Source organism: Kiloniella antarctica, assembly GCF_042682825.1.
GTDB classification, from domain to species: domain Bacteria; phylum Pseudomonadota; class Alphaproteobacteria; order Kiloniellales; family Kiloniellaceae; genus Kiloniella; species Kiloniella antarctica.
The window spans coordinates 66,321-83,193 of sequence record NZ_JBHUII010000001.1; the positions used below are offsets into that span (position 1 = coordinate 66,321).

Here is a 16,873-nt window from a genome sequence, read left to right on the forward strand (position 1 = left end):
GTTCAAAAAAAACAATAAATGACTAATGGCATCAAGCATAATGAGTAAATCAGAGTCTCCAGATTTCAATGATAACTTTTGCAATAAGCTCACCGAACTTTTGGAGTGGCGTCGAGATGTTCGCAGTTTCAAAACAGATCCCTTGCCAGACGGTATCTTAGATGAACTCCTCGACCTTGCTTGTTTGGCTCCCTCGGTAGGTAACAGCCAACCTTGGCGTTATGTTTTGGTCGAAAGTGCCAAAAACAGAAAAGCCATTCGGGATAATTTTGAAAAAACAAATACCGAAGCTCTCAAAGGATATAACGGAGAACGCGCGCAACTCTACGCCAATCTAAAACTATCCGGGATGGACAAAGCTCCCGTTCAGCTCGCAGTCTTTGCCCATGAAGAAACCGATCAGGGCCACGGTCTTGGTCATCAATCCATGCCGGAAATGCTCCGCTATTCCGCCGTTCTATCTGTTCACACCCTCTGGCTCGCTGCCCGGGCAAAAGGCATTGGCCTTGGTTGGGTGTCCATTATTGATGCCGAAGCCGTAAAAACAACCTTGGAAGTACCAGAAGAATGGGCCCTAGTTGCCTATTGCTGTATCGGTTATCCAGAAGAAGAAAAAAATACCCCAGAGCTTGTCACCTTGGGTTGGCAGGACCGCCTTGGTGATTGCCGTGAAACCCTAATAAAATAACAAAGCCCGTACATTCGCGGGCTTTGTTACAAAATTTTGCTGAGAAGTTTTACTCAGTAATGTATTTATCGAACCTTATCGAGCCAGTGATTTTGAAGCAACTTCAAAGACATCCTTAGATAGATTTTCTGTATCCAGAATTCTCTGTAGCTCTGCTTTCATCATTTTTTGATGATTACCATCCATACGTCGCCACCCACCAAGAGGCGAGAGAAGCCTTGAGGCAACTTGTGGGTTAATACCGTTAAGATGAATTATGCTATCAGCCAGAAACCGATAACCCTCCCCGTTATCCGCGTGGAATTTTGCCGGATTTGCTCCCGTAAATGAGCCAATTAACGCCCGTACTTTATTTGGGTTTTTATAAGAAAAAGCCGGATGTGTCAGAAGATTTTTTACCTGACCAAGCGTATCGGGGATTTTGGATATCGCCTGAACAGCAAACCATTTATCCATGACCAGAGTATCATGAGAGTAGCGTTGTTCAAAAGATTTGAGCGCCTTCTCACCGACCTCTCCCTCCATACTTGCCAAAAGTGTTAGCGCAGCCATACGGTCGGTCATATTATCCGATACTTCGTACTGTCCCACAATCAGATCTAAGCCCTTAGGATCATTCTTAAGAGTACCTAAAAACCCTAGAGCAACATTTCGAATAGCCCGCTTGCCGGCAGAAACCGCGTCTGGGCTATAAGCGGTATTTTCCTTACCGCACATGTAAAGTTCCAGGAATTGTTCGTAGAGTTCTCGCGCAATTCCAGCCTTTAAAAAAGTCCGGGCTTGATCTACAGCGGCAAAGTCCGCAACTTGCATTTGCTCCGCAACATAATCAATCGAAGGCAAACTAAGCATTTGAGCAAGGAAAGCCGGATCCAGTGTTTCATCCGCGATATTACGTGCTAATGCCTGCGCATAGTTGGAATCATACTCAAGCTCAGTCCCCTCTTGAATTGTTTTCACCATCCTCAGCACCAAACGTGTCGCGTAATTTTGAGAAGCATCCCAACGGCTGAAAGCATCGCTGTCATTTTCCATCAGAAAACGCAGGTCATCATCGCTATAGGTTGTTGAAAGTTTTATCGGGCTTGAGAAATTTCTATTGATTGATGGTACAGGACATTGATCAACAGAAATAAAGGTAAAGGATTGCTGTTCTTGGTCAAAGCGCAAGGTTTTGCTTGTTTCGCCTTGCTTCCCCTCCTCACCCTCGAGGATCAAAGGAAGATCCTTGCCATCACGACCAACCAACCCGACTGTCATTGGGATATGCAGGGGACGTTTGCCTTCCTGACCATGAGCAACGGGTGTGTATTGAGTAAGGTTCAGGGTAAAACTTTTATTCACCTCATCATACGACCAGGTCGTGTCCACCTCGGGAGTGCCCGCCTGACTGTACCAAAGTCGAAAATGTTTGAGATCGACATCATTGGCATCTTCCATTGCGACAACAAAATCTTCGCAAGTAACAGCTTGATTGTCGTGGCGTTCGAAATAGAGATCGACACCTTTTCTAAAACCGTCACGACCCAGAATTTCCTGCATCATACGGATGACTTCGGCACCTTTTTCGTAAATGGTCGCTGTATAAAAGTTATTAATTTCAATGTACGTTTCCGGGCGAATGGGGTGTGACAAAGGCCCTGCGTCTTCCGGGAACTGCCGCGCACGAAGGGTGCGAACATCCTGAATACGCTTTACAGGTGCAGAGCGCATGTCAGAGGTAAATTCCTGATCCCTGTAAACTGTCAGGCCCTCTTTCAGGCTCAATTGAAACCAGTCGCGACACGTAACCCGATTACCCGTCCAGTTGTGGAAATATTCGTGAGCAACGATGGCTTCGATACGCTCAAACTCCAGATCCGTCGCCGTATCAGAGCTGGCGAGGACACACTTAGAGTTAAAAATATTGAGGCTTTTGTTTTCCATTGCCCCCATATTGAAATCACTTACCGCCACGATATTGAAAATACTCAGGTCATATTCCAAACCAAAACGTTCTTCATCCCAGCGCATTGACCTTTTAAGCGCATCCATGGCATAGGCACATTTATCTTCATTGCCATGCTCGACAAAGATTTTAAGAGCCACATCCTGGCCAGAGCCCGAGTGATAGCTGTCCTCATAACAAGCAAGGTCGCCAGCAACCAGAGCAAAAAGATAACAAGGCTTTGGAAAAGGATCATGCCAGCGGGCCCAGTGCTTACCATTCTTGCCAACGCCCTGATCGATGAGGTTGCCATTAGAGAGCAATACAGGATGGCTTTTCAGATCAGCATGCATGGTAACGGTGTATGTCGCCATAACATCGGGGCGATCTGGATAAAAGGTTATCCGCCGAAAACCTTCCGCTTCACACTGCGTGCAAAAATTACCCCCAGACAAATACAACCCTTCCAGTTGGGTATTTAGTGCGGGATCAATTTCAGTTTTAATTTCAAGAACGCAAGTATCTGGTAATCCATCAACAGTGAGTGAAGAATTATCTTGCGCGTACTTTGAAGTTTCCAAAAGTTTGCCATCTACCTTGATAGACAGCAATCTTAGTTCATCACCGTCGAGAACTAAAGGCCCACCGACATCTGGATTACGCGTAAGTTTCAACCAAGAGGTTACGATTGTCTTCTTTGGTTCAAGAATAAACTCCAAATCAACATGATTTACCAAAAAAGATGGCGCGATATAGTCTTTCAGATGTATCGCGTTTACCTGTACGTTTTTCATAACCCCTCACTGAGAACATTTATTCACGGCCTGCACCATGCACAAAACAAAGCCAAAACCTAATTTTCCTAACCATATTAGGAACAATCCATAACAGCAACCACTATGACCCTGTTAGAAATCAATTAAGCGCGAACATAAAATAAACGAATAACACAGGAAGGAGTATAAGGAGAAAAACCACAAATTCAGGGAAGAATTCAAAGGTTAAAATGGGCAAGAAAGATGCTGTGTTTTACTCTCGAATATCCGAAGATACGATTGTGAAAATACAAATGAAGTCGAAAAATTATTCGGCGGCCAGATGCTTCATCTTGCCAAAATGCGCAGACATGCTTTTTTCTTCATCAAGCATATTCTTAATGTCACACCCACATTTTCCACACTGGGGAGAGCAATCCATAGACTTATAAACGCCAGCAACCGAAGATGCGCCGAGACCAACAGCGTTCTTAACATCTTTTTCAGTAAAGCCATTACAAATACAAACGTACATTTATCTCTCGCCGTTGAGAATGATTTTCATCCGCTAAACAATACATAGTGTAAATGATAATTGATTGCAAATAGATTAATGTACTAAAATCTATGCCTTCCCATTAGAGCGAATAGAAATAAGGTGAAGTTAAGCCCTATTTGAACTATGACGGTATGAAATCTATTTAGGAGAATCACTTGTCGTTCCTTTTGTCCCGTAAATCCATCGTCACACAATGGATGGTCGAACCCGCCCCGAGTAAAAATGATATTGACTTTATGCTTCAAGCTGCGGTCACTGCACCTGATCACGGATGGTTAAGACCTTGGCGCTTCATCGTTATTGAAGGAGAAGCCCGCAAAAAACTTTCAAACCTTTTTGTCGAAGCCCTTAAGGTACGAAATCCTGATGCAACAACAGAACAACTAGAAAAAGAAGGTAGCCGCCCTTTATTGGCGCCTCTTGTCATCGTTGTTTGCTCTGTTATGACAGATGAGAAACCCGGCGTTCCCCAAAACGAACGGGTCCTTTCTGCCGGAGCTGCAGCTCAGAATATTCTCCTTGCAGCACATGAACGGGATTACGGTGCGATCTGGTTAACCGGGAATGCGGCTTATGATCCAACAGTAAAAGCAGGCCTTGGCCTCGCAGAAAATATGAATGTTGTTGGATTTTTATACATTGGAAGCGTCGAGCGAGAAGTTAAAGAGCGCAAACGCCCAGACCCGGCCGAATACACCATACACTGGGATTGAAGTTAAAAGCTGAAACTTAAAATAAAGTCTAACAAAAACGATGTTATCAGCAGGGAAGATCATAAAACCAATCAAAGGTTTGCACAGATCTTCCCTGTAAGATTATCGCCTATACTTTTACAAGTATTATACGCAAACCATAAAAGCTGCTGTCATCTATAAGCTCTTAAGATACAACAGTGCAAAAACGCCAACGGCAAGTATTCCGACTAACAAAAAAACCATTGTCCAAATACTTGGTTTTTTCTTAGCTGGTTCTTCTTTTTTAGGCCTTTTACGTAGCGAATGACGTTCTGAACGGTCAACCACCTCTTTTTTGGCAACATCAGATTTCTTTTGCTGTGCAGCGCGATTATCTCGATCAGCAACTGTTGTTTCAAAAATTACACGTTCACGACTTGAATTACTCGCATCGTCATATGTTTCCTGCACGACGCGCACAGCAGAAAACCGTTTACTATCATACAATCTCTTTGCAGTAGAGAGCGCCATATCCTTATCATCTAAGACGCACTCTAACACCCACCTATTGTTCTGATATGTATCTACTTCAAATGAAACAGCCTGCGACATCTAGTTTCTTTGCCCTGTTATCCGTTTGTAACTTTACGACAATTTGCGCCACCAAACAGACCGTCGACGAAAACATCATCAGACGAAAGTGGCATCAGTGTGCTGCGATATAAAAGCTTGTCACCGCCATCTTCGCACTCTCCTCCAATACTCACCGGAACTCCCAGTTCAAGAACGCGCGGCATAAAGGCAGTGGCCTGTTTCAACAGCATTCCTTCTGGGCAGCGAGAAACCTCTGTACCTATTAAATTACCCCTCTGGGGGGGCGAAATTAAAGACCCGACATGAGTGAAAGTCGCATTTTCCCCCTCATCACCAAGTGATATTAAAAAGCACCAATCCCAATCGTCAGCGAGTTCTGATGATTGAATATCATCCAAACTTGGCATTTTCCTCCCTTCTTTCTTCCGTTCCCAATAATCGAGAAGCCGGAAGACAAGACGGCGTTCTATACCCGAGTACTCAGCCATGAACCAACCTTTTAAAAATACAAATACGTGTAAAACAAAGTGCACCAAAATGGTAAACAAATTGTCAAGGCAGCCCTAAATACAAGGGAAATAAGGAGATTATAGATCTTCCCTAAACATCTCTTTTGGAAATCAGATTGCCTAGAAAATAAACATACTTTACAAGAATGTAACTTAATTTAACGAAGCAGATGAATTCATGTCCGAGAAACCAAGCATTACAATTATAGGATTAGGTTATGTAGGCCTGCCTCTTGCTGTACATTTGGCGAAACACTTTAAGGTAACTGGTTTTGATATCAATGAAGAACGGATTACAGAGCTTCATAACGGCCACGACAGAACCAGTGAAATCTCTTCACCAGAATTAAGAAACGCAACACTTCACCTCACCACAAGTGTTGAAGATTTAACCGGGCATGATATCCACATTATCACCGTGCCAACCCCGGTCGATAAGAATAATGCCCCCAATCTAGATCCGATCCGAAAAGCATCTGAAATGGTTGGTAAAATCATTCAACCAGGAAATATCATTGTTTACGAAAGTACCGTGTATCCGGGTGTAACAGAAGATATTTGCGGTCCCATACTTGAAGAAAAATCTGGATTGAAATGCGGGAAAGATTTTTATCTCGGTTACTCTCCAGAACGTATAAACCCAGGGGATAGAGAACACACCGTTGATGTTATTACAAAGATTGTGGCAGGACAAAATCAAAGCGTTTCAGAACAATTAACCAACGTTTACGGCACTATGAATGGTGGAAAGATATTTGTCGCCAAAAATATTAAAACTGCCGAAGCAGCCAAAGTTATTGAGAATGCACAACGTGACATCAATATCGCTTTCGTCAACGAAATTGCCATCATTTTCCAAAACCTTGGCATTTCGGTTTATGATGTTCTTGAAGCTGCTGGAACCAAATGGAACTTTTTAAACTTCCAACCAGGTCTTGTTGGTGGACACTGTATTGGTGTTGATCCCTATTATCTCGCACATTGCGCCACAACTTTCGGGCACGAGCCAAAAGTTATTTTATCCGGTCGCTCTACGAACGAATCGATGAGTAACGCTGTAAGTACAGCGATCCACCAAACCCTAAAAGCAAAAAGTCCTGAAACATCCAGACCCAGAACCCTTATTTTAGGCCTCACCTTTAAGGAAGATGTTCCAGACCTGCGCAACACCAAGATTACCGATATTATTGCAGAACTGGAAAACCTTGGTCACATGATCGATGTGCACGACCCCATGGCTGACCCAAAAGAAGCTGAAGCTTTTTTCAAAATCAACCTGAAACACTCCCTCGACACAGAAGAGCCTTATGACTGCATCATTGGCGCAGTCTCACACGAAGGTTACCTTAACCTCACCAACATAAGCATCGAACAATTGGTCAAACCCGGTGGCCTCATAGCCGACATGAAAGGCATGTGGCGTAAAAGAGATTTTGGCGCGCGTTACAGCTATTGGTGCTTATAAACGACACTCATGCCTTCAGGTAAGGGATATCTGGCCTACTCTTCATAAACACCATGGCGAGAAATCTTGATATCCCTGTGAAGCCAAACCGACATTACAATCCCAAGACCCATCATAACCGTCAGCATCACAGTTCCCCCATAAGAGATCAGTGGCAAGGGAACCCCGACAACCGGCACCAATCCCATTATCATTGCAATATTGATGAAGACATAGAGAAACAGGTTAAAAGTTAACCCAATTGCCAAAAGTCTCCCAAATTGATTTCGAGATCTCAGGGATATCGCCAATCCATAGATCATTAATAATATATATAGTCCAAGTAAGACTAAGCCACCCACCATGCCTAATTCTTCGGCAAGCATAGTAAAAATAAAGTCCGTTTGTTTTTCAGGCAAAAAGTTCAAATGGCTTTGCGAGCCTTGTAAAAAACCTTTTCCAAAAACGCCGCCCGACCCAAAAGCAATTTTTGATTGATGAATATGATATCCCGTTCCCAAAGGATCTTGTTCGGGATTCAAAAAGATAAGGACACGGTTTTTCTGATAACTATGTAAAAATTGCCAACCGATCGGAATTGCAGCCAACCCAGCAGCAAGTACAACTGCAAATTTCCAGAGCCGCACTCCGGCACAAAAGAAGACGGCCCCCGAGGCCATAACCAGCATTCCCGTTGTCCCAAGGTCTGGTTGACGCAATACAAGCACGGAAGGTGCCAGAACCATGACTAATGGTACAAACAAAAAGGTAATGCGCCCAATATCTTCTTGAGAAACACCGTGGAAGTATCGCGCTAAGGCAAATACAATTGAAATCTTCATTAACTCAGAAGGTTGTAGCTGAATAAACTTTAAGTCTATCCAGCGCTGGGCTCCCATACCGATACTGCCCATCACCTCTACGCCCACCAATAAAAGCAGCGCACCAAAATAAAAAATATAGCTAAAGCGAAACCAGATCCGAATATCAATCAGAGCAACAATGAGCATAACAACAAAGCCCACGCCGAAACGTATAGCTTGCCTGGAAGCCCATGGATCAAAGCTACCGTTTGCTGCTGAATACAGCATTGCAAACCCAATACTCGCAATCAAACAAATGAGTACGATCATCCCCCAGTTAAGCTGCCAAATTTTTTGACCTAATGTAATTTCTGGATTTTGGCGCCCTAAATACTGTATACGCTGGCTCACCTAGGAATCTCCCGACGTGTTCTTCACGCCATCAACTGTATCAAAAGAGATCGCAGCCGTACGAGCAGGATCACGGCGCTGTGTCTCTCTCAAAATATCTCTGGCAACCGGTGCCGCACTTTTGGAACCTCCACCATGCTCGACAACAACAGCACAGGCATAACGCGGATTATCCACAGGCGCATAAGCAACAAACAAGCCGTGATCCCGACGCCGCCACGGCAAGTCTTCATTTTTAAAAATACCTGCCTGCCGCTCAGCCATTGTAATCCTACGTACTTGCGCAGTACCCGTCTTCCCTGCGAGTTCCCAGCCTTCTTTTCTAATTCGATATTTGTAGGCTGTCCCCCTGGGGTTATTAGAAACGGCATCCATACCTTGATGGACCATACGCATATGTTCTTGTGGGATGCCAAGATCTTCGAACTCACTCTGCCCATAAGCAACAGCCTTACCATCCTCACGATATCCTCGCGTTATTCTCGGTATTACTTTCTTACCACCTGACGCTATACGGGCAACCATAACGGCTAATTGCAGCGGGGTTGTGAGTACAAAACCTTGCCCAATAGATGTGATTAATGTTTCACCCCCTTGCCAAGGTTCACCAATATTTGCAAGTTTCCATGCTTTAGTCGGCATGACCCCAGATCGCTCTCCAGGTAAATCAATATCGACCCGTGCACCCAATCCAAATTTATTCGCCATCTCGGCAATTTTATCGACACCAATTCTACGAGCAACATCATAAAAATATACATCACAGGAGTGCTGCAAACCTTCAATCATATTAACCCGTCCATGCCCACCACGTTTCCAACAGTGAAACCGCGCATTCCCTAGTTTCATAAATCCTGGGCAAAATGCAGTATGGCTGGTCGCACCAATTCCCTCTTTCATCGCAGCAAGTGCGACAATCATTTTAAAGGTAGATCCCGGAGCATAAGTTCCTGCAATGGCTTTATTTGTTAAGGGCGTCAATGGATTGTTGATTAAACTATTCCATTGCTTGTTGCTTAAGCCCAAATTAAAAGCGCTAGGGTCATATGATGGAACAGACCCCATTGCGAGCACATCCCCATTTTTAATATCAATTACGACACTCGCCGCGGACTGTTCGCTCATTAAGCGCTGTTGGACAAAAGTTTGAAGTCCCGCATCGACAGTTAGGATCATTTCCCTACCACTGCCACCTTCATTTCGTGCTAGCTCTCTGATCACACGACCATAGGCATTTACCTCAAACTCGCTTGTCCCAGCTTGCCCGCGCATATCGTTATCATGGTACTTTTCTATACCACTTTTACCAATTCTAAAGCCCGGTAATTCTAAGAGCGGATCTCCGGTCAGCTCTTTCTCTGAAACAGAAGAAACATAACCAAGAATATGTGAAAAATCAGCTCCATAGGGATAAAATCGAGTTTCACCAACTTCAATACTAGCTCCAGGAAGATCTGCGGCGTTCACCTCAATACTACTGACCTGATTCCAGCTTAAATTGTCTTTGACTGTAACAGGGACAAAAGCTCTTTTACGCTTCACATCCCTCAAAATACGTTTGTAATCATGTTCGGAAAGATGAATTAACTTTGACAAGGCATCCAGAGTTGCAACAAGATCAGGCGTCTGCTCGCGCACGACAACAACCCTGAAATTTTGCTGGTTGTTCGCAAGCTCCTGTCCAAAACGATCAAGAATTTTACCGCGCCGAGGAGGCAACAGCCTTAAATTGATACGATTATCTTCTGCAAGTGTCTTGTACTTTTCTGCTTCTACGACCTGAAGATAATACATCCGGGCAACCAAAGCAGAGAGTAACGCTGCCTTACCACAAGTCAGCATCAATACTCTGCGGGTAAACCCCTTATGACGGTCCTGTTCGTCGTGAACCATCGGCATGCTTAAGAGTTCCTAACCTTTAAGAAGAGACCGCTGTATCAGGGCAAAAACCCAAGAAAAAGCAGGATAAACAGCAACTGTGGTTAAATTTTGAAACAACACTGGTCTAAAATCCGGTGTCCCCGTTTCCAACAAATATATCATTATCCATTGCACGGTAAAAGCAAGACTGGAAAGGATAAAGAAACTAATCCAGAGCACCGCAAAAGGTGCTTGTGCCAGAAACTTACGTTGTCCATTTAGTGCTAAACAAAACAGTAGCAGGATAAAAGGCCCTACGCCTAACAGAGTTCCGGCGAGAAGATCATGAATAAAAGCAAGCCCAAACACTGCCCAAATCGGCATTAAATCGGGACGATATAGCGTCCAATAAAACACTGAAATCAAAAGTACGGAAGGTACAACCTCTGATAAATTGGGAATATGCAGAGGTATCAAAAAGAAAATTGTTAACAAAAGCGTGATCGTAAAAGGACAAGCCGAACGCGCTAATCCATCAATTCGTTGCCAAAAAGTAGGATTCACTGCAAGCCCTCGGCCCCACTAACCGAATGTAATACATCTAAGTTTTGCTTCAATGAATAATCTTCAAGTCTTAGAAACTCAAGATCACCCCAGTCTGTATAAGGGCGAATTTTTATGGACTTATCACTTTGGGAATGGACAATTCCAACCGGAAGTCCTGATGCAAACCCACCGCCTTGACCAGATGTATAAACAGTATCACCAAGGTTTACTGTAGCGTCTTGATCTAAATAAAGCAGGGAGGGAGACGGTGAATTATCGCCAACCATTATCGCCCGAGAACGTTCACTACCCACAAATACAGGGACTCTGCTACTGATGTCAGTAAGAAGAACCACCCGTGCAGAATGGCGGCCAACCTCGGCAACACGGCCAGCCAACCCAAGGCCTGTCATTGCAGCTTGCCCTTTTGTAATTCCGTCGAGGCTTCCTGCATTCACAATAACAGAACGAACAAAAGCTCCTCCTTGATCTGAAACTACTCTGGCCGTCGTAATATTAGGATTTATTTCAGAAGACAAGTTCAGCATTCCGCGAAGGGATGCGTTTTCCCCCTCAAGCTTAGCTGCAGTAATCTGCCAGCGGCGTAAATTCTCATTTTGTCGTCTGAGTTCTTCATTTTCAGATTTAAGCGCCACGTAATTTTGCGCCGTTTCGATAGTATCGCTGATAACGACGACAGGTCTATTGGCCACTTCCATCAAAGGAGCAACGCTATCCACGACAGCAGTACGGACACGCTCCACCGCGACATTATCGGTTTTTGCCAATATTATCAAAGTGATAGCTAAAACTAGAAGGAGTGCGTAAGCCGAACCTTGTAGCCACGCCTGAACAGGCGTGGTCATATGACTGATTGCTCCAACCCTCTTATTCACGATCTACTCCAATAATCGCTAACTTACGTACAAACCTTTGAATCTAATATACATAATATGACACAAAAGTTTAAACAAAACCTTTCTAAACACACGATTTGATCGAAATCAAGTCGACGATGTTTAGGTTAATACATCTGAATAAGAACGTGCTGAAGCGTCTTCCAATCTTCCAGGCAGCGTCCTGTCCCCATAGCTACACAACTCAAAGGATCATCAGCAATTGATACAGGTAAACCTGTAGATGCCCGAAGGACGTAATCTAAATTACGAAGCAAACCTCCACCACCGGTCAACACAATCCCTTTATCAACGATATCAGCCGCCAATTCAGGTGCTGTGTGCTCAAGGGCTACTTTCACAGCCTCAACAATACCACCAACAGGTTCAGCTAAAGATTCTGCAATCTGACGTTCAGATATAACGAGTTCTTTTGGAATGCCGTTCATCAAATCACGGCCTTTAATTTCCATCGTCATGCCTTCACCATCTTCTGGTGGACAGGCAGAACCGATTTCTTTTTTAATTCTCTCCGCAGATGCTTCACCAACCAACAGGTTATGGTTACGACGGATATAAGCAATAATTGCTTCATCCATTTTGTCGCCGCCGATACGTACGGAACGTGAATAAACAATGCCACCTAAAGAGAGGACAGCAACCTCGGTCGTGCCACCACCGATATCAACAACCATGGACCCTGTAGGTTCTGTAACAGGAAGACCAGCACCGATTGCGGCTGCCATAGGCTCTTCCACAAGGTGAACTTCGCGCGCACCAGCAGATTCAGCAGATTCCTGAATGGCTCTGCGTTCCACGGCCGTAGAACCAAAAGGCACACAAACAACGATACGCGGGCGGGCAAAAGAACGGCGTCCGTGAACTTTGTGAATGAAGTGCTTTATCATTTCTTCCGCGACATCAAAGTCAGCGATCACCCCGTCACGCAAAGGTCTAATTGCCTGGATGTTGCCTGGAGTACGACCAAGCATGAGCTTGGCTTCGTCGCCAACGGCTAGAACTTGCCGTTTGCCTTTCTTTTCTCCAATTGCAACCACTGAAGGTTCATTGAGCACAATGCCCCGTCCCTTCACATACACCAAAGTGTTGGCTGTACCGAGATCGATGGCCATATCGGTAGAAAACATGCCAAACAAAGAGACCATGAATTAGCTATCCCTAATTTTCAAACGTCATACACATATTATGCAAGGGATACCCCTACAAAACTATTATTGCAAGGCAGTGCCCTGTTATGTCTGGAGAAAGTCACAAAAATCCCCTCGGAACAGACGGTCCCGATGGTCGGGTACAATATCACTTTTCAGCCGTTGTGAAAGCTCGAAAATAGCCGTTTTACTACTCTTTTGCTTTTTAATTGATATTTCACCCGATTTTCTTCCCCCTCAGAAGGATACATGGTGCCGAAAAACAGATTTAAAGTTGGTTAACAAAATTCTTTATTTTTGAATAAGGCTATAATTAAAAAGGATATTTATAACTCAAAACACACAGACACCGATTTTTACGAACGTATACGCCTCGCCAAACACAGCAAAGCCCGCCAAAATGACGGGCTTTGCTTCATATAAGCGTCCAGAAGATACTTAAATTTTGAAAAACTTAGTTCTTTTCTTTATCAACCAGTTTGTTTGCGCCGATCCAAGGCATCATTGCACGCAGACGCGCTCCGACTTCTTCAATTTCGTGCTCAGCATTCAGGCCACGGGTCGCTTTCAATTCTGGCTGACCAGCGTGGTAATCTAGTACGAATTTTTGAACGAAACGACCTGTTTGAATATCAGCAAGAACACGTTTCATTTCTGCTTTAGTTTCAGAAGTGATAATCCGTGGACCAGTTACATAATCGCCAAATTCAGCAGTGTTGGAGATTGAATAACGCATGTTGGCCATACCGCCTTCATACATAAGATCAACGATCAACTTCACTTCATGTAAACATTCAAAGTAGGCCATTTCCGGTGCATAACCAGCTTCGGTCAATGTTTCAAAACCTGCTTTGATCAACTCACAAAGGCCACCACAAAGAACGACTTGTTCGCCAAAGAGATCAGTTTCACACTCTTCGCGGAAAGTGGTTTCGATAACGCCTGAACGACCACCACCAATAGCGGATGCATAAGAAAGAGCAATTTCCTGTGCGTTACCAGAAGCATTCTGATGAACAGCGATCAGACATGGAACACCACCACCTTTGACGTATTCGCTACGCACTGTATGACCAGGACCTTTAGGAGCAATCATGAACACATCAAGATCAGCACGTGGCTCAATCAATTTGAAATGAACGTTCAGGCCGTGAGCAAATACGATTGCAGCACCTTCTTTAAGGTTGTCGACAAGGTCTGCGCTATAAAGCGCAGCCTGATTTTCATCAGGAGTCAAAATCATAACAACGTCTGCCCAAGCAGCCGCTTCAGCAGGGGCCATTACCTGGAAGCCAGCAGCTTCAGCTTTAGCGACAGAGCTAGAAGTAGAACGCAGAGCAACACGTACGTCACTTACGCCACTGTCTTTAAGGTTATTAGCATGGGCGTGACCCTGGCTACCATAACCCACAATTACAACCTTCTTACCTTTAATCAGATTTACATCTGCATCACGGTCATAATAGACGCGCATAGCTTATTCCTTCCTTAGGGCGGCTGTTTCAGCCATATCAAATAGAAAACACGTGAACTGCTATCGCCTAGAGCGCCTTTGGCCCGCGGGAGATGGCAACAACACCAGTACGACTGACATCAATCAGTCCAAGGGGCTGCATTAAATCAACAAAAACATCCAACTTGTCACTTTGGCCTGTCATCTCAAAAACAAAATGATCGTGACTGGAATCCACCACACGGGCACGAAAAATATCCGCGATCCGCAAAGCTTCAACTCGTTTATCACCTGCGCCCGCAACCTTTATAAGAGCAAGTTCTTTTTCAACAGAAGAACCTTCCTTACTCAAATCACGCACGCGGTGAACCGGAACAAGACGGTCCAACTGGGCCTTAATTTGTTCCAAAATTTGTGCCGTACCTGAAGTCACAACAGTAATACGAGAGAGGTTATGTGCAATATCTACCTCTGTCACCGTCAGACTTTCAATATTATAACCTCGCCCAGAAAAGAGGCCGATAACCCGGGCAAGAACACCCGGTTCATTATCTACGAGTACCGCTATTGTGCGGCTTTCGATGTTGGTTTCCATTGGCGCCATGGGACGCAATTCCTGACTTAGTTTCAATCAAATTTTAATCGAATACGTTTTACTCACTATGTATCGATTTCTTGGTTCCGACAAGATCAAACGAGAACCATTCCCTCTTCGGAAATTGGTTTCGCAGCCACGTCTTCTGGGCTCAACAACATTTCATTGTGCCCGGCTCCAGAAGGGATCATCGGATAGCAATTTTCTTCCTTGGCCACCTGACAATCAAAAATAACTGGATGCGGGCAGTCGATCATTTCTTGAATCATACGATCAAGATCTTCGGCCTTCTCACAACGCATACCAACGATACCAAATGACTCGGCAAGCTTCACAAAATCAGGAAGTGCATCAGAATAACTTTCTGAATGACGGTTACCGTGAAGAAGTTGCTGCCACTGCCGAACCATCCCCATCCATTGATTATTAACAATGAAGATTTTTACCGGTAAATTATATTGAGAAATAGTTCCCAACTCTTGCATATTCATCATGAAAGAGGCTTCACCTGAAACATCAATGACCAAATCATCATGATGGGCAATTTGAGCACCAACAGCTGCTGGCAAACCATAACCCATTGTTCCAAGGCCGCCAGATGTCATCCATTTCTTCGGTTCGTCAAAATGGAAATACTGAGCAGCCCACATCTGATGCTGACCAACTTCTGTCGTCACGTAAGGTTTACGATCCTTCGTCAACTCATACAGGCGCTTGATCGCATGCTGCGGCTTGATGATGGAACCTTCTTGAGAGTACCCTAAACAGTCCTTCGAACGCCATTCGTTGATTTCATTCCACCAAACTTTTAACGCTCGGCTCTCAATAGAACGCTTTTCTTCTTTCCAAAGACGGAGCATTTCTTCGACAACCCGTCCAGCATCTCCAACAATAGGGAGATCAACCATCACGTTTTTATTTATAGAGCTCGCATCAATATCAATATGAATTTTCTTAGAGCCAGGAGAGAACTTACTGATAACTCCAGTAATACGATCGTCAAAGCGAGCGCCGATATTAATCATCACATCACAATGGTACATCGCAAGATTTGCTTCGTAAGTACCGTGCATCCCCAACATACCAATGAACTGCTTGTCGGTTCCAGGATAAGCACCAAGGCCCATAAGAGTTGTTGTACAAGGAATCCCAGTCAAACGAACAAGCTCTGTCAGGACCTTAGAAGCATGGTCACCAGAGTTAATAACACCACCACCAACATAAAACAAAGGACGCTTTGCGTTAGCAATTAGCTCAACAGCTTCTTTTATATGCTCCTGTTCGCCATTAACTTTTGGGCGATAACTACGATGCTTGACTTCTTCAGGTGCCAAATAAGTTTCACTTGTTCCTTGTTGAACATCTTTTGGCAGGTCGATAACAACCGGGCCTGGGCGTCCATTTTGAGCAACGAAAAACGCTTCGTGCATCGTCCGGGACAAACCTTCGATATCGCGAACAAGATAATTGTGCTTTGTACAGGGGCGGGTAATACCTGTGGTATCAGCTTCTTGAAAAGCGTCATTACCAATCAGATGTGTTGGAACCTGTCCCGTTAGACAAATTATTGGTATAGAATCAAGCAAAGCATCTGTTAGTCCAGTAACGGCATTAGTTGCGCCTGGGCCAGATGTCACGAGTACGACGCCGACCTTACCGGTAGATCTAGCATATCCCTCGGCCGCGTGCACCGCACCACCTTCTTGTCGAACGAGAATGTGCCTAATATCGTTCTGTTTGAAAATAGCATCATAGATTGGTAGCACTGCGCCGCCAGGATAGCCAAACACGGTGTCGACACCCTGATCTTTCAGGGCTTTGATCACTATTTCCGCGCCGGTATACTGTTCGGTCGCCATTGTATTTATTCCTCTCAACTACTGGCTTTTATCATGGTGAGCATTCCTATCCCCAATGCGTTTAACAAGAAAGAGGCAAAAGACCAACACCTATCGGTCTTTACATTTAGGTTGCGAGCGCGAAAACTAGC

Annotated in this window: 15 protein-coding genes; 3 read left to right on the forward strand and 12 right to left on the reverse strand. The window is 44.4% G+C overall.

What is annotated here, in order from left to right; translation table 11 throughout:
• The first annotated feature begins 40 nt into the window (after positions 1 to 40).
• Positions 41 to 688 carry a 5,6-dimethylbenzimidazole synthase gene (gene bluB, locus ACFSKO_RS00305; RefSeq protein WP_380247176.1) on the forward strand — a complete coding sequence of 216 codons (648 nt, stop codon included), beginning with the start codon at positions 41 to 43 and terminating at the stop codon, positions 686 to 688.
• Positions 689 to 763: 75 nt separating this feature from the next.
• Here bluB and pepN read toward each other — a convergent pair whose 3' ends face one another.
• Positions 764 to 3,409 carry an aminopeptidase N gene (pepN, locus tag ACFSKO_RS00310; RefSeq protein WP_380247179.1) on the reverse strand — a complete coding sequence of 882 codons (2,646 nt, stop codon included), beginning with the start codon at positions 3,407 to 3,409 and terminating at the stop codon, positions 764 to 766.
• Positions 3,410 to 3,698: 289 nt separating this feature from the next.
• Positions 3,699 to 3,905 (reverse strand): (2Fe-2S)-binding protein, encoded by a 207-nt coding sequence (locus tag ACFSKO_RS00315; RefSeq protein ID WP_380247181.1) that lies wholly within the window; start codon positions 3,903 to 3,905, stop codon positions 3,699 to 3,701.
• A 179-nt stretch (positions 3,906 to 4,084) separates the two neighbouring features.
• Here ACFSKO_RS00315 and ACFSKO_RS00320 point away from each other — a divergent pair, with 179 nt between their 5' ends.
• Positions 4,085 to 4,642 carry a nitroreductase family protein gene (locus ACFSKO_RS00320; RefSeq protein ID WP_380247183.1) on the forward strand — a complete coding sequence of 186 codons (558 nt, stop codon included), beginning with the start codon at positions 4,085 to 4,087 and terminating at the stop codon, positions 4,640 to 4,642.
• A gap of 156 nt (positions 4,643 to 4,798) precedes the next feature.
• Here ACFSKO_RS00320 and ACFSKO_RS00325 read toward each other — a convergent pair whose 3' ends face one another.
• Together ACFSKO_RS00325 and ACFSKO_RS00330 are read right to left on the reverse strand one after the other, a co-directional pair.
• Complete coding sequence (locus ACFSKO_RS00325) at positions 4,799 to 5,215, reverse strand: hypothetical protein (protein ID WP_380247186.1); 417 nt, start codon at positions 5,213 to 5,215, stop codon at positions 4,799 to 4,801.
• A gap of 17 nt (positions 5,216 to 5,232) precedes the next feature.
• Complete coding sequence (locus ACFSKO_RS00330) at positions 5,233 to 5,685, reverse strand: PAS domain-containing protein (protein ID WP_380247188.1); 453 nt, start codon at positions 5,683 to 5,685, stop codon at positions 5,233 to 5,235.
• 199 nt (positions 5,686 to 5,884) lie between these two features.
• Between ACFSKO_RS00330 and ACFSKO_RS00335 the strand changes: the two genes are divergently transcribed.
• Complete coding sequence (locus ACFSKO_RS00335; protein ID WP_380247190.1) at positions 5,885 to 7,171, forward strand: nucleotide sugar dehydrogenase; 1,287 nt, start codon at positions 5,885 to 5,887, stop codon at positions 7,169 to 7,171.
• Positions 7,172 to 7,206: 35 nt separating this feature from the next.
• On the opposite strand, the gene rodA is transcribed toward ACFSKO_RS00335, so the two are convergent.
• The 8 genes from rodA to ACFSKO_RS00375 form a co-directional block, all read right to left on the reverse strand.
• Entirely contained in the window at positions 7,207 to 8,364 is a 1,158-nt protein-coding gene (rodA, locus tag ACFSKO_RS00340) for a rod shape-determining protein RodA (RefSeq protein ID WP_380247192.1), read from the reverse strand.
• Entirely contained in the window at positions 8,365 to 10,263 is a 1,899-nt protein-coding gene (gene mrdA / locus ACFSKO_RS00345) for a penicillin-binding protein 2 (RefSeq protein WP_380247194.1), read from the reverse strand.
• A gap of 12 nt (positions 10,264 to 10,275) precedes the next feature.
• On the reverse strand, positions 10,276 to 10,788 hold the full coding sequence (mreD, locus tag ACFSKO_RS00350) for a rod shape-determining protein MreD (RefSeq protein ID WP_380247197.1): 513 nt from the start codon (positions 10,786 to 10,788) through the stop codon (positions 10,276 to 10,278).
• Positions 10,785 to 11,666 carry a rod shape-determining protein MreC gene (gene mreC, locus ACFSKO_RS00355; protein ID WP_380247199.1) on the reverse strand — a complete coding sequence of 294 codons (882 nt, stop codon included), beginning with the start codon at positions 11,664 to 11,666 and terminating at the stop codon, positions 10,785 to 10,787. Before mreC ends, mreD begins: the two co-directional genes overlap by 4 nt.
• Positions 11,667 to 11,794: 128 nt before the next feature.
• Entirely contained in the window at positions 11,795 to 12,832 is a 1,038-nt protein-coding gene (locus tag ACFSKO_RS00360) for a rod shape-determining protein (protein ID WP_380247202.1), read from the reverse strand.
• Between the two features lie 457 nt (positions 12,833 to 13,289).
• Entirely contained in the window at positions 13,290 to 14,309 is a 1,020-nt protein-coding gene (gene ilvC / locus ACFSKO_RS00365) for a ketol-acid reductoisomerase (protein WP_380247204.1), read from the reverse strand.
• Between the two features lie 67 nt (positions 14,310 to 14,376).
• Positions 14,377 to 14,883, reverse strand: coding sequence for an acetolactate synthase small subunit (gene ilvN / locus ACFSKO_RS00370; RefSeq protein WP_380249400.1), 507 nt, complete (start codon positions 14,881 to 14,883; stop codon positions 14,377 to 14,379).
• A 95-nt stretch (positions 14,884 to 14,978) separates the two neighbouring features.
• Positions 14,979 to 16,742: an acetolactate synthase 3 large subunit gene (locus tag ACFSKO_RS00375; protein ID WP_380247206.1), complete on the reverse strand. Its 1,764-nt coding sequence runs from the start codon at positions 16,740 to 16,742 to the stop codon at positions 14,979 to 14,981.
• Positions 16,743 to 16,873 lie beyond the last annotated feature (131 nt).

What these genes read in the sequence shown, in the direction of transcription:
- bluB (WP_380247176.1), top strand. Translation starts at nt 41, where the DNA reads ATGAGTAAATCAGAGTCTCCAGATTTCAATGATAACTTTTGCAATAAG.
- pepN (WP_380247179.1), bottom strand. Translation starts at nt 3,409, where the DNA reads ATGAAAAACGTACAGGTAAACGCGATACATCTGAAAGACTATATCGCG.
- ACFSKO_RS00315 (WP_380247181.1), bottom strand. Translation starts at nt 3,905, where the DNA reads ATGTACGTTTGTATTTGTAATGGCTTTACTGAAAAAGATGTTAAGAAC.
- ACFSKO_RS00325 (WP_380247186.1), bottom strand. Translation starts at nt 5,215, where the DNA reads ATGTCGCAGGCTGTTTCATTTGAAGTAGATACATATCAGAACAATAGG.
- ACFSKO_RS00330 (WP_380247188.1), bottom strand. Translation starts at nt 5,685, where the DNA reads ATGGCTGAGTACTCGGGTATAGAACGCCGTCTTGTCTTCCGGCTTCTC.
- ACFSKO_RS00335 (WP_380247190.1), top strand. Translation starts at nt 5,885, where the DNA reads ATGTCCGAGAAACCAAGCATTACAATTATAGGATTAGGTTATGTAGGC.
- mrdA (WP_380247194.1), bottom strand. Translation starts at nt 10,263, where the DNA reads ATGCCGATGGTTCACGACGAACAGGACCGTCATAAGGGGTTTACCCGC.
- ACFSKO_RS00360 (WP_380247202.1), bottom strand. Translation starts at nt 12,832, where the DNA reads ATGGTCTCTTTGTTTGGCATGTTTTCTACCGATATGGCCATCGATCTC.
- ilvC (WP_380247204.1), bottom strand. Translation starts at nt 14,309, where the DNA reads ATGCGCGTCTATTATGACCGTGATGCAGATGTAAATCTGATTAAAGGT.
- ilvN (WP_380249400.1), bottom strand. Translation starts at nt 14,883, where the DNA reads ATGGAAACCAACATCGAAAGCCGCACAATAGCGGTACTCGTAGATAAT.
- ACFSKO_RS00375 (WP_380247206.1), bottom strand. Translation starts at nt 16,742, where the DNA reads ATGGCGACCGAACAGTATACCGGCGCGGAAATAGTGATCAAAGCCCTG.